Consider the following 15,090-nt stretch of genomic DNA (forward strand, 5'->3'; position numbering starts at 1 on the left):
AATGGCAGCGCCCTATGCGACCGACCCCGCTAATCCGCGGGGCAGGCTTTATCCGGAGGAAGAAAGTGCCTTCCGCTCACCCTTTCAGCGGGATCGGGACCGCATTATCCATTCCAGTGCCTTTCGCAGACTCAAGCACAAGACTCAGGTTTTCATTGAGCATGAGGGCGATTATTTCCGCACGCGTCTGACCCATTCGATCGAGGTGGCCCAAGTGGCCCGCACAGTGGCCGCGGCCCTTGATCTGAACGTCGAACTCACCGAAGCGGTGGCATTGGCGCACGACCTTGGCCACACCCCCTTTGGCCACACGGGAGAAGAGGCGCTGAATAGGCTGATGCAGCCCTATGGCGGTTTTGATCACAACGCGCAGGCCCTGCATATCGTGACCAGTCTGGAGCGTCATTACGCGGAATGGGACGGGCTGAACCTGACGTGGGAAAGCCTTGAAGGCATCGCAAAACATAACGGACCGGTGGTTGGCGATGTGCCCTATGCACTGGCCGAATATAACAAGCGGCATGATCTGGAACTGCACACCCATGCCAGCGCAGAGGCGCAAGCCGCCGCGCTGGCCGATGATATTGCATATAATAACCATGACTTGCACGACGGACTTCGCGCGGAACTTTTCAGCACGGATGAATTGGCGGAAATGCCGGTTCTGAAAGACTGCTTTGCCCGCGTTGATGCCAAATATCCCGGTTTGAACTACTATCGGCGCAGGCACGAGGCATTGCGCCGCTTTTTTGGGGTGCTGGTTGAGGATGTGATCAACGTCAGCCGTCAGAATCTGGCTGACCTTGCGCCATCTTCCGTGCATGACATCCGTCATGCGGGGCGCATGGTCGTGCAGTTTTCGCCCGCGCTTTGGACCGATCTAAAAGTGATCCGCCGCTTTTTGTTCAAGCGCATGTATCGCGCGCCTGCCGTGGTCGAGATGCGTGGCGTCGTGACCAAGATGATCAACGATCTGTTCCCCTTCTTTATGGAAAACAACGACGAGCTTCCCAAGCAATGGCGCAAGGATGTGGCCGAAGCGCCCGACCGGACGGCGCTGGCCCGTATTGTGGCTGATTATATTGCGGGCATGACCGACAGGTTCGCCATTCAGGAACATACCCGCTTGATTGGCGGCGAAGATATACCACCGGGGGTGATTGATGGCAGTTGAAGGTCTGGCCGAGGGGGCAATGTCTCCGGTTTTGGCCTTTGCGCTGGTTGGCGGATTGGGGGTCGGGTCGCAGTGGCTGGCATGGCGCTTGCGGATGCCTGCGATTGTGCTGATGTTGTTGGCCGGTATCCTGATCGGGCCGGTCCTTGGCGTTTTCAACCCCGCGCGGGATGTCGGGCCGCTTTTGCAGCCGATGATTGCCATTGCGGTGGCGATCATCCTTTTCGAGGGCGGCATGACCCTGAATTTCCATTCGCTGAATGATGCGGCGGTCGGGGTCAAACGGCTCGTGTTTCTGGGCGCGCCGCTGGGCTGGATGACCTCGACCTTGGCGCTGCATTATGTTGCGGGTCTGAGTTGGGAAAGCGCGGCCGTGTTCGGCGGGATCATGATAGTGACGGGCCCGACGGTGATTGCACCATTGCTGCGCACATCGCGGCTGGCCAAGCGCCCTGCGGCCTTGCTGCAATGGGAAGCCATTGTGAATGACCCGATTGGGGCCCTCGCTGCCGTGCTGGCCTTCGAGGTGGTGCTGGTGCTGAATACGGCGACCGCGGTTAATGTGGCGATTGCCGACCTTGTCATCGGCATTGCTGTTGCGACCGCTTTGGGCGGGGCCGCTGGCCTAGGGCTGTCGCGCGCATTCAGACGTGCGTGGGTCCCGGAATTCATGAAAGTTCCGGTGCTTTTTGGCTTGCTGCTGGGTGTGTTTGGCCTGTCAGATGAGGTCCTGCATGAAAGTGGGCTGCTGGCCGTCACCATCATGGGTATCGTGATCGCCAACGCAAACCTGCCCAGCTATACCGAAATGCGACGGTTCAAGGAACATGCGACTGTCTTGCTGGTCTCGGGTGTTTTCATCCTGCTTGCCGCAGGTCTGAACGTCGAAAGGCTTGCCCTGCTGGACTGGAGCGCCGTTGCTTTCGTTTTGCTGGTCATCCTTGTGGCGCGTCCCGCGTCTGTCTTTATCTCGCTATTGGGGTCCGGCATTCCGTTCAGGGAACAGTTGCTTGTGGCCCTGACCGGACCGCGCGGCGTTGTGTTGGTCGCAGTGGCGGGCCTTTTTGGCGACAGGTTGCTTAATCTGGGCTTTGAAGATGCGGCCCTGATCGGACCATTGGCCTTTGCACTGGTGTCCTTTTCGGTGGTGCTTCACGGGTTCACGCTGGCACCTTTTGCGCGCTGGCTGGGGCTGGCAGGTGCGGAAACCCCCGGCGTCATCGTCCTGGGCGGTTCAAACTGGACGACAGCCTTTGCCGAGGCGCTGAAAAAGGCTGACGTGCCTGTGCTGATGATCGATCCCAACTTTGGGCATCTCAGGGCGGCGCGCACCGCTGGCATTGCGACATTCACCGGCGACATCCTGTCGGAAGCCGCCGAACAAAGGCTTGAGTTTGTCAGCTACGCGACGCTTTTGGCCGCCACGGACAATGATGCCTATAACACGCTCGTTACGACCGATCTGGCCCCGGAATTTGGCCGCGAACATGTCTATCAGATCAAACGCGAAGCAGCGGCGAGCAAGCGTCATCAATTGCCCAGCACCTTGGGGGGGCGTCAGTTCGGACCGGATGAAACCCATGCCAAACTGGAACAGATGATCAATGATGGCTGGGGCTTTCGGATCACCCGTTTGACCGAAGAGTTCACTTTTGATGACTGGCGTGCAAAGCGACCTGACGCGCATCTGATTGCGCGGATCGCATCGAACGGGACAATAAAGCTGATCAGCAAGGACGAAGAGGTGAACGGCGCACCCGGCGTGCGGATCCTTGCACTGCGGCAGCAAGACGAACCCCGAGAGAGCCAGCCGCCCGCAGCATAGGCCTGACTTAACCCTTTGTTCTGGCGCTGCGTTGACGCCGCGCCTGTCCGTGGTAAATGGATCGCTTACGCAGTCCTGCCCTTGAAAGTCGTGACATGAACCTTTTTGCTGATATCCGCGCCCGTGTGATTGCCTGTCTTGACGACATGGTGGCCGATGGCACATTGCCCGACGGACTGTCCACAGCCGCCGTCACGGTCGAGCCGCCGCGCGATCCGGCGCATGGGGACATGGCGACCAATGCGGCGATGGTACTGGCCAAGCCCGCCAAAGTGAACCCGCGCGCGATTGCACAGGCTTTGGCAGAGAAGCTGATTGCAGATCCGCAAATCGTGGTCGCTGACGTGGCCGGGCCGGGATTCCTGAACATGCGGCTGTCGCCGGATGTCTGGCAGAAGGTGGTGAAAGTCGCCCTGACCGATCCGACCTACGGCCAATCCACGCTTGGCCAGGGTCAAAAGATGATGGTCGAATATGTATCGGCGAACCCGACGGGGCCGCTGCATGTGGGCCATACCCGCGGTGCTGTATTTGGTGATGCGCTTGCCCGTCTGATGGCCTATTCCGGCTATGACGTCACCAAGGAATATTACATCAACGACGGCGGCGCTCAGGTCGATGTATTGGCCCGGTCTGTCTATCTGCGGTATCTGGAAGCGCACGGTCAAGAAGTCGCATTCCCCGAAGGCACATACCCCGGTGATTATCTTGTCCCGGTTGGTCAGGCGCTCAAGGACAAGGTCGGCGATGCCTTTATCGACAAGGGCGAAGAGTTCTGGCTGGAAGAGGTCCGGGAGTTTGCGACCGAGCGGATGATGGACCTGATCCGCGAAGATCTGGCCCAGCTTGGCGTGACGATGGATAACTTCTTTTCCGAAAAATCACTCTATGGCACCGGCCTGATCGAAAAGGCGATTTCCGAACTGGACGCCAAGGGCCTGATCTACCGGGGCACTCTGGAGCCTCCCAAAGGCAAACTGCCAGAGGATTGGGAACCGCGCGAACAGACATTGTTCAGATCGACCGCGCACGGTGACGATGTGGACCGGCCCGTCAAGAAATCGGACGGATCATGGACCTACTTTGCGCCCGATATCGCCTATCACTACGACAAGGTGCAACGCGGTTTTGACCAGTTGATTGACGTCTTCGGGGCCGATCACGGCGGTTATGTCAAGCGGATGAAAGCGGCGGTGTCGGCCCTGTCTGATGGCAGGGTCCCGCTGGATATCAAGCTGACACAACTTGTGAAGCTTTATAAAAACGGCGAGCCCTTCAAGATGTCCAAGCGGGCAGGGACCTTTGTCACCCTGCGTGATGTGGTTGATCAGGTCGGCCCCAATGTCACCCGTTTCCACATGCTGACGCGCAAAAACGACGCCCCGCTGGATTTCGACTTTGACAAGGTGCTTGAACAGTCCAAGGACAACCCCGTCTTTTACGTCAATTATGCATATGCGCGTGTGAATTCCGCCGTCGCGAAAGCCACGATGTTTGCGGCTGTCGATGATGCAACGCTGGCCGGCGTGGACCTGTCCGGCCTGACCGACGAGGCCGAGCTTGCCGTTATCAAAAAGCTCGCCGAATGGCCGCGTCTGGTGGAAATCGCCGCCAAGGGCCACGAGCCGCACAGGATCGCCTTCTATCTTTATGACCTCGCCTCTGACTTCCATGCGCTTTACAATCGGGGCAACGACATGCCCGCGCTGCGTTTTGTGCAAGAGGGTGATTCAGATACAACACAGGCGAAAATTGCGCTGATCCGGGCCGTAGCGATTGTTATTTTGCACGGTCTTGGTATTCTTGGGGTCACTCCGGCGGAAGAGATGCGCTAACGTACCGCTGCCGGGGTCAGAGCAGTTCCAAGTGACCCACAAGCCGAAAACGGCACGGGCAGTGAGGCGTACGATGGCAGTCTATGAAGAGCAGTTTGCTCCATCCTCGGGCGATTCCCGGAGGGGTAATTATGTAAATTATCTGGGGGCCGCCTTGTCGCTGGCCCTGATCGCAGGCGTCGGCGTCTGGGGTTACAAGCTGATCATGCGTGACGTCAGCGGTATCCCCGTGGTGCGCGCCATGGAAGGCGACATGCGGGTGCTGCCCGATAATCCGGGCGGGGAAGTGGCACCACATCGGGGATTGGCCGTCAATGAAGTCGCAGCCGTTGGTGAAGCGGGAGGCCCAGAGGACCGTCTGGTGCTGGCCCCTTTGACCGCTGGCTTGGCCCGCGAAGACCTTGATGCGCAGCCGATGGCCGAAGCCGACGAAATACAACCCGCAGCTACCGAAGAGGTCGCGCCAGCCTCCTTTAATGCTGAGAGTGATGTGGTCGCAGAGGCCACCCCGTTAAGTGCGGACGAGATTATCGCGCTTGCTGACCAGATCGCAAATGAGGTGGAGCCGATTGCGCCATTGACGGATGATGCGCCCGCAATTGTCCCTGCGTCTGTGCCCGGTGTGGCCGTGTCCCTGCGCCCTGAAATCCGCCCCGCCAGCTTGCGTGTTGTGCGCCCGGCGCCAGCGCCCGCCCCGCCACCGACCGCAGATGAAGTGGCCGTGAGCACCAAGGTATTCCCGGCGGGGACCGACCTTGTGCAACTGGGCGCATTTCCGAACCCGACGCTGGCCGCAACCCAATGGCAGCGCCTGCAATCGCGCTTTGGCGTGCTGCTGGAAGGGCGCGAACGGGTCATTCAGGTCAGCAGCCAAAGCAGTGGGACATGGTATCGCTTGCGCGCCAGCGGTTTCGCCGACCGCGCCGATGCGCAACGGCTGTGTGCCGCACTCGAAGCAGAAGGCGCGGATTGTGTTGCGCTGAAAGTCACCGAGTGACGCCAAACGCCACGATCCTTGGTCCGCAAGGTCCTGCCATCACGGATTGGGAAAAAGGGTTCTTTGCGCAAACGCAGCCTTTTGGGTTCATTGTGTTTGCCAGAAACATCGAAAACCCAGACCAATTGCGTCGCCTGACGGGTGATCTGCGCGATGCAGTTGGACGCAATGCCCCCATTTTGATTGACCAAGAGGGCGGGCGGGTCCAGCGGATGCGGGCGCCATATTGGCGCGAATATCTGCCGGCCCTCGACCAGATGGCGCGCGCCAACGACCCGATGCGGGCCCAATGGATCAGAAACCGGCTGATTGCGGCTGAATTGCATTACGTGGGGATTGATGCCAACTGCGCGCCGCTTGCCGACATTGCCGAGGATGCGACACATCCATTCCTGCAAAACCGGCTCTATGGTCGTGACGTGCAAACGGTCATTCAGGCCGCCCGGATTTGTGCCGATGCGCATCTGGCGGGCGGCGTGCTGCCGGTGTTGAAACATATTCCGGGACATGGGCGCGCCGCGATTGACAGCCACCTGCAACTGCCACAGGTTGATGCGCCGCGCGCTGAACTTGATGCTTGGGACTTTGCCCCCTTTGCTGCCCTGAGTGACATCGCAATGGGCATGTCGGCCCATATCGTCTTTTCCGATATTGATCCAACCGGTCCGGCAACAACATCTGTCAAAATGATGCAGGTGATACGAAAGGACATCGGTTTCGATGGTCTTTTGATGACGGATGATCTGTCGATGGAGGCACTTTCGGGTACGGTCGGCACCCGTGCGACTGACGCGATCAAGGCGGGTTGTGATATCATCCTGCATTGCAACGGCGATGCCGGCGAAATGGAAGCTGTGGCCGATGCCGCGGGCGATTTGACCGATGCGGCGATCACCCGCGCAAATCGCGCTTTGGCGCAGCGAAAAACCCCTGAACACATTGACATCCCGGCACTGGAAGCGGAACTTGAAGCGCTTCTGAGGTAGGATGCGATGCAAGGCGAAGAGTTTCAGGAAGACAAGATCAGCGTCAGCGAGCGGGTGGCCGCAGAAGCGCTGATCGTGGATGTGGGGGCATTTGAAGGCCCGCTTGACCTGTTGCTGACTCTATCCCGCACCCAAAAGGTGGACCTGCGCCAGATTTCAATTCTGGCACTGGCCGAACAGTACCTTGCCTTTGTGGAAAAGGCCAAAGCGCTGCGGCTGGAATTGGCGGCGGACTATCTGGTGATGGCCGCATGGCTGGCGTTTCTCAAATCGCGGCTGCTGCTGCCGCCGGACCCGTCCGAGGATGGACCATCCGGCGAAGAACTGGCCGCGCACCTTGCCTTCCAGCTTGAACGGCTGGAGGCAATGCGCAACGCCGCTGCCCAACTGATGGCGCGCGACCAGCTTGGGCGCGATTTCTTTGCGCGTGGCATTACCGAGGACGTACAGCGCGTGCGGCGGGTGACTTATACGGCGACATTGCTTGATCTGATGCAGGGCTATGCCCGCATCCGCACCCGCGATGATTTCCGCCCTTTCGTGATGGACCGCCAGCATGTCATGACAATGGAGCAAGCGCTGGAACGGATGCGCCATCTAATCGGCTTTGCGGGCGACTGGACCGACATACAAAGCTATCTGCCCGACGGCTGGGATGCTGACCCACAACGCCGCCGCTCAACCACGGCTGCGACATTCGCCGCATCATTGGAACTTGCCAAGGAAGGCAAGATCGAGATCAAGCAGGTCGATACATTTGCCGCCATCCAAATCCGCAAGAAAGCCCCCCGGAAAGATGACCTTTCATGAGTAAGCCCCAGAACGACAGTCTTTTCGAAGCACCGCCCATGGGCGAACAGGAACGCATGGTCGAGGCGATCCTTTTTGCAACGGCCGAGCCTGTGACAGTCAATGAACTGATTGGGCGCATGCCGCACGGGTGTGACCCTGCCGAAGCAATTGCATATCTGCGCAAACGCTACGAAGGCCGGGGAATCAATGTGGTCAAAATCGGTGACGCATGGGCGATCCGCACAGCTCCCGACCTTGGGTTTCTGATGCAAAAGGAAACGGTTGAGACCCGCAAACTGTCACGCGCGGCGATCGAAACGCTGGCAATCGTGGCCTATCACCAGCCTGTCACCCGCGCCGAGATCGAAGAGATTCGCGGTGTCAGCGTAAGCCGGGGCACTGTCGACCAGTTGATCGAAATGGAGTGGATTCGCTTTGGCCGTCGTAAGATGACACCGGGGCGGCCCGTGACCTTTGTCGTCACGCAAGGCTTTCTGGATCACTTTGGGCTGGAAAATGCGCGAGACCTGCCGGGGCTGAAAGAATTGCGCTCGGCCGGGCTGTTGGAAAATCGACCACCACCGGGGGCCGTCGGGCTTGGCGAAAAAGAACCGGACGATGAAGAAGATGATGATCAGACGGAACTGTTCGAGGACTGATGCCGCCTGCCAGAAGGGGTGGTACGCCCCAAAAGGGGCGCACCTGGGGGCGTAGCCAATGACGATGAGGCCGCGCCCCCCGTCATCGCCCAGACCAAGAACGTAGACGTCAAGCGTGGCCGTACGCCACCCTCGATTGCGTAACTGCATGATGTCAGTTCTTCCTGCGACACGGTCTGGTCGTCAAAATCGCCATTGGCTGAAAAGTCGACTGTCCCGTTGGCACACATGATCAACTCGCCGCCGTTGTCGCCCATCACAACCTGTGCGACTGCGCCCGGATCATTGTTGGCTGCTGATACATCGCCTGTGTAGATGAATTCATCGGTGCCATCAAAGCTGGTATCATTGGTGATAACGGTCGACGATCCGTCAAACAGAATGTCAGTGGTTCCGTCAGTGGAGAACGTCTTGTCGGCAAAGTCCTCGAGTATGTCAGAGTTGGCAGTGTTGACCCGTTCAGGCTCTGGCGGCTGGTCCGGTATATCGGGGGCGGTGCCGCCCAGTTTCATCGAGTCTTGTCTGGCGCCATCGAGTTCCCCGACTGACGGCAGGCTGATGCCAAAATCCTGTGCCAGAATGTCATTCAGCGTCAGGGCGACAGTGTCATGACCAGGGACAAAGCTGGTGCTCGGAGGCGATGCCGGATGTCCAAACTGTACGCCGCCGTCGAATTTTCCATACTCTTTGACCACTTCGCCGTTCATGTTTGTAAAGGCGTCGATCTTGGTGACTTTGTTTGCTTCGAAATTGTCATCTGTTACATCGGCCCCAGAAACAGTCAGGCCGCTGGCCAGACTGTCGTCGGCCAGATCAAAATACCACGCATTCAGATCTGCCGCTGTGCCCGCGCTGTCGTCTACATCGAGCGCGAATAATAGAGTGCCGTTGTACTGTTCGGTGACGGTGATCGACACGCCAACCGTGTCTGTGAATGCGAAAGTCAAGCTTGCCATGATCAATCCGTGGGTTGCACTTTCAGTGTGCCCACAACTCTTCTGAAGGTCGGAGCGACTACTTGTCGTAAATGTGTCGTCCTTGCGATTTTGGATAAATCCCGGGGGAATTAGGCCCAAAAATCATTGAGAGTTTTAGGCGGTTTTGATTGGCATTTTTTCGCGTGTTCCCTAGTTACCATTTAGGGGTTGGCAAACGAAGGATGCGCAGATGAACGCGAACCAATTGATGAATATGGCGATCCGCAGGCTGATGCGCAAAGGCATCAACACAGGGATCGACATTGCAGAAAACCGGGGAAAACGCCCGGCGGATATGACAGAGGCTGAGCGGCAGACAGCAGGCAATGCCCGCCAAACCGGCCGGAAAGCACAACAAGGCATCAAGCTGTTGCGCCGCTTTATGCGCTAGGGTCAGCTCCGGAAGTGCTTGGACAGTTTCAGTCCCTGCCCTTGATAGTTTGATTTGATTTCACGCCCATAAAGGGCGTCAGGCATGGCAGCCATATGTTCATAGACCAAGCGGCCTACAACCTGCTCATGTTCCAAAACAAACGGGGCTTCGTGGCAGCGGACCTCTAGCACGCCTTTCGAACCTGCACCGCCAGCATCGGCATAGCCGAAGCCCGGGTCGAAGAAGCCTGCGTAATGCACCCTGAATTCGCCGACCATCGCCAGATAGGGGGCCATTTCAGCGGCCTGCATGGGTGGGATCACAATCGCTTCGCGGCTGACCAGAATATAAAAGGCACCCGGATCAAGGATGATCCAACCGGCATCGGTGTGGACAGGTTCCCAGAATTCGGCAGGATCATAGTAATCAAGCTTTGCCAGATCAACGACGCCGGTGTGTGGCTTGGCGCGATAGCCGACCAGATTGCCCTGCGCGGGCCGCAGATCTACCGAAAACCCCAAGCCATCGGAAATTACTGGCTCGCCCGAGACAATCGGCGTTTCCGCATGAAGCGCACGCAACGCGTCGTCTGACATCAGCGTTTTGCCTTGCCGGAAAATTACCTGATTGAGCATCTGCCCCGGCTGCACCACGACCGAAAATGACCGCGGACAAATTTCAACATAGAGCGGCCCGTTGTATCCTTCGGGCACGCGGTCAAATTCGACGCCGTGATCGGTGATGATTCGCGTCAGCAGGTCGAGCCGTCCGATGGATGACTTTGCACTGGCCGCGGCTGTCATCCCCTGGGGGAGGGACAGACGTTCGATCAGGGGGACGACATAGACGCAGCCTTTTTCCAATACCGCACCACCGGCCAGATCGACCTCGTGCATCTGGAAGTCGGCCAAACGGTCGGCGACGGTGCGCTGCCTGCCTGCAAGGAAGGATGCGCGCACGCGGTAGGCTTTGTGGCCCAGACGCAGGTCAAGTGATGCGGGCTGGATTTGGCCGGGTGCAATCGCGACCGACGCAGTGATCCCGCCGGTTTCAATCATGGCTTTGATTTGATGATCGGCCAGAACGCCCGCGGTAGTCATTGTCTTGTTCATCCAGATACAAAAACGCCCGCTGCGCGAAAACGCAAGCGGGCGATGTTTTTGGTCGGGCTAGCAGGACTCGAACCTGCGACCTTCCGTCCCCCAGACGGACGCGCTACCAGGCTGCGCCATAGCCCGACTTGCGGCTTTCATACCGGATTTGCCGGGTGGGGCAAGACCGAAAAGCCCTTGGACGCTCTGTTATTCTGCCCGAAGCCTGTCGCGCAGGGTTTCCAGACGCGCAACCAATGGCGCAATCGCCTTGGCGTTCTGTTGCACAGTGTCGGCATTCGCAAAAATCAGCCCGAAACTGCGCGCGGGCATGGCAGGCACCTCTGACGATGGTTCGGGGAAGGCGGCAAGGAACTCTGCGATCAGTTGCGCGTGGTCCTGCGCTTCAGCGGGGGCTTCTGCCGCGGTGGGCGCGACCTCTGGTTCTACCGGGGCAGGTGGGACCTCTGGCTCTGCCGGCGGCGGTGGATCATCAAAGGGCAGGGCGGCTTGCGGCGGAATAACTTCAGGCAAGGGGTCTGCTGCGACCGGCTCTGTCGTCAGCTCCGGTTCGGGTGGTGCTGCGGCCTCTGACGCAGGTTCAGCCGGTTCCTTCGCCGATGGCGCGGTTGCTGTATCGGGGGCGACCGCAAGGGTAAGGCCAAGGGTTGCTACATGCTTGACGCCCTTTTCGCGCAACAGCTTTTGCGTGCCTTTGATCGTCATGCCTTCTTCGTGCAGCAGATGCTTGATGCCGCCCAGCAGTTCCATATCCGCGGGGCGATAGTACCGGCGACCACCGGCCCCTTTGACGGGTCTGATCTGACTGAATTTGCTTTCCCAGAACCGCAAGACATGGGTCGGGGTCTCTAACCATTCGGCGACTTCGCTGATGGTGCGGAATGCATCCTTGGCCTTAGCCATCGCTTAGGATTTGTTGCCTGCGGCAACCCTGTCTTTCATGAGATGAGAGGGGCGAAAGGTCAGAACGCGGCGCGGGTGAATGGGGACTTCCTCGCCGGTTTTGGGGTTGCGCCCGACACGCGCGGCTTTTTCGCGAATTGAAAAGGTCCCGAACGAGGAAATCTTGACCGTCTCGCCCGCGACAAGTGCGTCCGAAATATGCGTCAAAACACTTTCAACAAGATCGGCACTGTCATTGCGCGACAATCCCACCTCATTATGTACCGAATCTGCCAAATCCATCCGAGTCAAAGTCTTGTCGGTCATAAACGTTCCCCCTCAATACTTTGCGACAATACGCGCGGGGCAAATTCAGAGTCAATAACAAGGGCTTGGCAAATGGCGTGAACAGTCGGTTTCAGCTTACCAACGAATGACCACAGCACCCCAGGCAAGCCCGCCGCCGATGGCTTCGGTGACGACGATGTCGCCTTGCTTGATTTTGCCCTGTTCAACGGCAACTGACAAAGCCAGTGGAATCGATGCAGCCGACGTGTTGCCGTGGTCCTGCACGGTGACGATCACGCGGTCCATTTCGACGCCAAGCCGCTTTGCGGTTGACTGGATAATGCGAATATTGGCCTGATGGGGCACAACCCACGTCACGTCATCCGCATCAAGCCCCACCTTTTCCAGTGCAGTATGGGCTGTCTTGGCGAGCTTTTCGACGGCGTGCCGAAACACTTCTTTGCCTTCCATGCGCAACATGCCGGTGTTCTGGGTCGAAACGCCGCCATCCACATAAAGCAGGTCACGGTAGCGACCGTCAGAATTCAGGTCGGTAGACAGGATGCCACGATCGGCGGCGGTGCCGTCACCCTCTTGCCCCTCGAGAATCAGCGCCCCGGCGCCATCGCCGAACAGCACGCAGGTCGAACGATCGGTCCAGTCCATGATCCGGCTGAAGGTTTCAGCCCCGATCACCAAGACACGGTTGGCCTGACCCGAACTGATCATCGCGTTCGCCGTAGACAGGGCAAAGACAAAACCCGCGCAGACAGCCTGCACATCAAAGGCAAATCCACGGGTATTGCCGATGGCGTGCTGCACCATTGTTGCAGCCGAAGGAAAAGTCAGATCAGCGGTCGATGTTGCGAGCACGATGGCGTCGATGTCATCGGCCTCCATCCCGGCCATTTTCAGCGCGTTTTGGGCTGCTCTTGTGGCCAAATCTGACGTGGTCTGGCCGGGGGCCGCAAAATGGCGCCGTTCTATCCCCGAGCGGGACTTGATCCAGGCGTCTGATGTATCGACAGTTTTTTCGAATTCGGAATTCGGCACGACCCGTTCGGGTAAATAGTGACCGACCCCTTTAACCACTGCGCGACGTGTCATCTTTGTCTGTTGCCTTAGCCTGTGATGGTGCTGGTTGAATTTTCTGCCGCACCTTCTTGCGCCGCATCTTGGGCAAGAGATGCTGCAGATGCAACCCGCGCCGCCAGTTTATCGGAGAAACCGTTTTGCGCCAGTCGGTAAGCCAGATGCAAGGCAGCCGCCACACCTGTTGCGTCCGCTGATCCGTGGCTTTTGATAACTGTGTGGTTGAGTCCCAGAAACACCCCGCCATTGACGCGGCGTGGGTCGATCCTCTTGCGCAAACGCCGCAGCGATCCACGCGCCAGAAGGGCTGCGATCATGGAAAGGGGCGAATGTTTGAAACTGCTGCGCAGCAACTCTCCGATCAGGCTTGCTGTGCCTTCGCCCGTTTTCAGCGCCACATTGCCGGTGAAGCCGTCAGTAACGATCACGTCAACCTTGGCCGAGGGCAGATCGCCCCCCTCGACAAAGCCCACATAGGTGAATTCGCCAATATCGGCCGCATTGGAAATCAGTTCGTGGGCAACCTTGAGTTCGGCGCGGCCCTTGTGTTCTTCGGTGCCGACGTTGAGCAGGCCGACGCGCGGCGTTTCAATGTCCAGGCCGTTACGCGCATAAGATGCCCCCATCAGTGCATAGGTCAGCAAGTCATCCTGATCGGCGCGAATGTCTGCACCGGCGTCCAGCATCACGTTGAAGCCGCTGGGATTGCGCGATGGCCACAGGCAGGCAATCGCAGGCCGGTTTACGCCTTCGGCCTTGCGCAGCCGCAGCATGGACATGGCCATCAATCCGCCGGTGTTGCCGCAGCTGATGCAAACGGCCGCGTCGCCATTGCGTACCGCGTCAATCGCGGACCACATCGACGTTTTCTTGCCCTGCCGCAGGACGTGACTGGGCTTGTCGGTCATTTTGACCACATCCGGCGCGTCTGCCACGGTCACGCGCCCGGCAATGCCGTGTTTGTTGATGAGCGGGGTCAGTTCGCCGACAGGCCCGTGCAGGATGGCGCGGGCATCCTTGGCCTGGTTCAGAAACGTAGCAAGGCCCGCGACAACCGTCGCAGGCCCCTTATCGCCGCCCATTGCGTCAACAGAAAGAACATTTGCCGCTGTCGGAACGTCGTCCGTCTGGCCTTTTGTCATCTGTTAACCGCGCCCCTGACCGCTGCGTTACGCCGCGTCGTCGTCGAGGTCGATGTCGGTTGTGTCGGCAACAACTTCGCGTGTCGCGTAGTGCCCGCAAGAGGGGCAAACGTGATGCGGACGCTTGAGTTCGCCGCAGTTGTCACATTCGTTGGGGTTCGCTGCGACAAGTGCGTCGTGCGCGCGCCGGTTGTTGCGGCGTGATTTCGATACTTTATTCTGCTGGACAGCCATGTCTCAACCCTATGCTATGCGGGCCGAAAGCCCTGTTTTACTGGTGCGTCGCCGGGGTCCTACGCCATTGTGGCAGCCCTGTCGAGTGCGATGTCAAAGAGGCCGCGAACATACTGCGATTCTGATGTTGTGCAAGTCTTTTTCCAAAGCCCGGCGCTAGCTGTTATTTGTCTTTCTTTTCAAGGCTGTCGCGCAGTGCGCCCAACCCGGCAAAAGGCTTTGCGTCATCGTCCGTCATGGGACTCACATCGGGATCGGCAAAAACCGTCTGCTCCAACATGGCCCCGTCTGCCCTTGGGTAAGGTGGCAGGGCCAGCGATAATGCCTCTATCATGACAGCTGCCAGATCAAGCGTCTCGGGGAGTTGCTCGACCGTGTCATCCTCGGGCATCTCGACTTCGGTCCCTTCAACCTGCGGCATTTCGGCCAGATAGGTGCGGCTGACATCTTCGTCGATGCGGGTCGTCACCGGCCCAAGAGTGACAACGCAGGCCTGTACGACCGTGGCACCCAATGTTGCCTGCAAGCCCCAGTCCTTCTGCCCAAGCGGACTGAGTTCGCCTTCAAACCGCAGCTTCTTGATCCCTTCGATCCCCAATGCGTCTGCAATGGCGCGCCGCTCCTCGGCGGTGGGCGTCAGCGAGAACGGCGAAGGACGTCTGTTGGGCAGGTCAGCCAAACGCAGATGTGATTGCGGCAGTTTCACCAAGGGTGCTTCCATT

Annotated in this window: 16 protein-coding genes and 1 tRNA gene; 8 read left to right on the forward strand and 9 right to left on the reverse strand. The window is 58.7% G+C overall.

Going from position 1 to position 15,090, the window contains the following annotated elements:
* Position 1 precedes the first annotated feature (1 nt).
* From C8N45_RS03945 to scpB, 7 genes are all read left to right on the forward strand, one after another.
* On the forward strand, positions 2-1,174 hold the full coding sequence (locus tag C8N45_RS03945; RefSeq protein ID WP_108384864.1) for a deoxyguanosinetriphosphate triphosphohydrolase: 1,173 nt from the start codon (positions 2-4) through the stop codon (positions 1,172-1,174).
* On the forward strand, positions 1,164-2,999 hold the full coding sequence (locus tag C8N45_RS03950) for a cation:proton antiporter (protein ID WP_108384865.1): 1,836 nt from the start codon (positions 1,164-1,166) through the stop codon (positions 2,997-2,999). Before C8N45_RS03945 ends, C8N45_RS03950 begins: the two co-directional genes overlap by 11 nt.
* Before the next feature lie 95 nt (positions 3,000-3,094).
* Positions 3,095-4,834 carry an arginine--tRNA ligase gene (gene argS / locus C8N45_RS03955; RefSeq protein ID WP_108384866.1) on the forward strand — a complete coding sequence of 580 codons (1,740 nt, stop codon included), beginning with the start codon at positions 3,095-3,097 and terminating at the stop codon, positions 4,832-4,834.
* A gap of 73 nt (positions 4,835-4,907) precedes the next feature.
* Positions 4,908-5,831, forward strand: coding sequence for an SPOR domain-containing protein (locus C8N45_RS03960; protein ID WP_108384867.1), 924 nt, complete (start codon positions 4,908-4,910; stop codon positions 5,829-5,831).
* On the forward strand, positions 5,828-6,817 hold the full coding sequence (locus C8N45_RS03965; RefSeq protein WP_245882535.1) for a glycoside hydrolase family 3 N-terminal domain-containing protein: 990 nt from the start codon (positions 5,828-5,830) through the stop codon (positions 6,815-6,817). The genes C8N45_RS03960 and C8N45_RS03965 overlap by 4 nt, the downstream gene beginning before the upstream one ends.
* Before the next feature lie 6 nt (positions 6,818-6,823).
* The gene (locus C8N45_RS03970; RefSeq protein WP_108384868.1) at positions 6,824-7,627 is read left to right on the forward strand and encodes a segregation and condensation protein A; all 804 of its coding nucleotides are present in this window, start codon (positions 6,824-6,826) and stop codon (positions 7,625-7,627) included.
* Positions 7,624-8,268, forward strand: a complete 645-nt coding sequence (scpB, locus tag C8N45_RS03975) for an SMC-Scp complex subunit ScpB (protein WP_108384869.1) — start codon at positions 7,624-7,626, stop codon at positions 8,266-8,268. The genes C8N45_RS03970 and scpB overlap by 4 nt, the downstream gene beginning before the upstream one ends.
* On the opposite strand, the gene C8N45_RS03980 is transcribed toward scpB, so the two are convergent.
* Complete coding sequence (locus tag C8N45_RS03980; RefSeq protein ID WP_108384870.1) at positions 8,244-9,224, reverse strand: hypothetical protein; 981 nt, start codon at positions 9,222-9,224, stop codon at positions 8,244-8,246. The genes scpB and C8N45_RS03980 overlap by 25 nt on opposite strands.
* Positions 9,225-9,435: 211 nt before the next feature.
* Here C8N45_RS03980 and C8N45_RS03985 point away from each other — a divergent pair, with 211 nt between their 5' ends.
* Entirely contained in the window at positions 9,436-9,636 is a 201-nt protein-coding gene (locus C8N45_RS03985) for a hypothetical protein (RefSeq protein ID WP_108384871.1), read from the forward strand.
* Between the two features lie 2 nt (positions 9,637-9,638).
* Here C8N45_RS03985 and C8N45_RS03990 read toward each other — a convergent pair whose 3' ends face one another.
* The 8 genes from C8N45_RS03990 to C8N45_RS04025 all read right to left on the reverse strand — a co-directional run bounded on the left by C8N45_RS03990 (position 9,639) and on the right by C8N45_RS04025 (position 15,074).
* Complete coding sequence (locus C8N45_RS03990; RefSeq protein WP_245882536.1) at positions 9,639-10,718, reverse strand: 2'-deoxycytidine 5'-triphosphate deaminase; 1,080 nt, start codon at positions 10,716-10,718, stop codon at positions 9,639-9,641.
* A 61-nt stretch (positions 10,719-10,779) separates the two neighbouring features.
* Positions 10,780-10,856, reverse strand: a tRNA-Pro gene (locus C8N45_RS03995).
* Between the two features lie 63 nt (positions 10,857-10,919).
* Positions 10,920-11,633 carry a MerR family transcriptional regulator gene (locus C8N45_RS04000; protein ID WP_108384873.1) on the reverse strand — a complete coding sequence of 238 codons (714 nt, stop codon included), beginning with the start codon at positions 11,631-11,633 and terminating at the stop codon, positions 10,920-10,922.
* 3 nt (positions 11,634-11,636) lie between these two features.
* Positions 11,637-11,939 (reverse strand): integration host factor subunit alpha, encoded by a 303-nt coding sequence (gene ihfA / locus C8N45_RS04005; RefSeq protein WP_108384874.1) that lies wholly within the window; start codon positions 11,937-11,939, stop codon positions 11,637-11,639.
* A 96-nt stretch (positions 11,940-12,035) separates the two neighbouring features.
* On the reverse strand, positions 12,036-13,007 hold the full coding sequence (locus C8N45_RS04010; RefSeq protein WP_108384875.1) for a beta-ketoacyl-ACP synthase III: 972 nt from the start codon (positions 13,005-13,007) through the stop codon (positions 12,036-12,038).
* 14 nt (positions 13,008-13,021) lie between these two features.
* Positions 13,022-14,134, reverse strand: coding sequence for a phosphate acyltransferase PlsX (plsX, locus tag C8N45_RS04015; protein WP_108384876.1), 1,113 nt, complete (start codon positions 14,132-14,134; stop codon positions 13,022-13,024).
* A gap of 27 nt (positions 14,135-14,161) precedes the next feature.
* A complete protein-coding gene (gene rpmF, locus C8N45_RS04020; RefSeq protein ID WP_108384877.1) occupies positions 14,162-14,368 on the reverse strand; it encodes a 50S ribosomal protein L32 in 207 nt (68 codons plus the stop codon).
* A gap of 163 nt (positions 14,369-14,531) precedes the next feature.
* A complete protein-coding gene (locus tag C8N45_RS04025; RefSeq protein ID WP_375342458.1) occupies positions 14,532-15,074 on the reverse strand; it encodes a YceD family protein in 543 nt (180 codons plus the stop codon).
* Positions 15,075-15,090: the final 16 nt, after the last annotated feature.

Origin of the sequence: Yoonia sediminilitoris (genome assembly GCF_003058085.1) — a bacterium.
Taxonomy (GTDB): domain Bacteria; phylum Pseudomonadota; class Alphaproteobacteria; order Rhodobacterales; family Rhodobacteraceae; genus Yoonia; species Yoonia sediminilitoris.

Bases quoted from the DNA above. Each gene is read 5' to 3' on its own strand.
- C8N45_RS03970 (WP_108384868.1), top strand. From the start codon at position 6,824: ATGCAAGGCGAAGAGTTTCAGGAAGACAAGATCAGCGTCAGCGAGCGG.
- C8N45_RS04000 (WP_108384873.1), bottom strand. From the start codon at position 11,633: ATGGCTAAGGCCAAGGATGCATTCCGCACCATCAGCGAAGTCGCCGAA.
- C8N45_RS03985 (WP_108384871.1), top strand. From the start codon at position 9,436: ATGAACGCGAACCAATTGATGAATATGGCGATCCGCAGGCTGATGCGC.
- scpB (WP_108384869.1), top strand. From the start codon at position 7,624: ATGAGTAAGCCCCAGAACGACAGTCTTTTCGAAGCACCGCCCATGGGC.
- plsX (WP_108384876.1), bottom strand. From the start codon at position 14,134: ATGACAAAAGGCCAGACGGACGACGTTCCGACAGCGGCAAATGTTCTT.
- rpmF (WP_108384877.1), bottom strand. From the start codon at position 14,368: ATGGCTGTCCAGCAGAATAAAGTATCGAAATCACGCCGCAACAACCGG.
- C8N45_RS03960 (WP_108384867.1), top strand. From the start codon at position 4,908: ATGGCAGTCTATGAAGAGCAGTTTGCTCCATCCTCGGGCGATTCCCGG.
- C8N45_RS03945 (WP_108384864.1), top strand. From the start codon at position 2: ATGGCAGCGCCCTATGCGACCGACCCCGCTAATCCGCGGGGCAGGCTT.
- C8N45_RS03950 (WP_108384865.1), top strand. From the start codon at position 1,164: ATGGCAGTTGAAGGTCTGGCCGAGGGGGCAATGTCTCCGGTTTTGGCC.
- C8N45_RS04010 (WP_108384875.1), bottom strand. From the start codon at position 13,007: ATGACACGTCGCGCAGTGGTTAAAGGGGTCGGTCACTATTTACCCGAA.
- ihfA (WP_108384874.1), bottom strand. From the start codon at position 11,939: ATGACCGACAAGACTTTGACTCGGATGGATTTGGCAGATTCGGTACAT.
- argS (WP_108384866.1), top strand. From the start codon at position 3,095: ATGAACCTTTTTGCTGATATCCGCGCCCGTGTGATTGCCTGTCTTGAC.
- C8N45_RS03980 (WP_108384870.1), bottom strand. From the start codon at position 9,224: ATGGCAAGCTTGACTTTCGCATTCACAGACACGGTTGGCGTGTCGATC.
- C8N45_RS03990 (WP_245882536.1), bottom strand. From the start codon at position 10,718: ATGACTACCGCGGGCGTTCTGGCCGATCATCAAATCAAAGCCATGATT.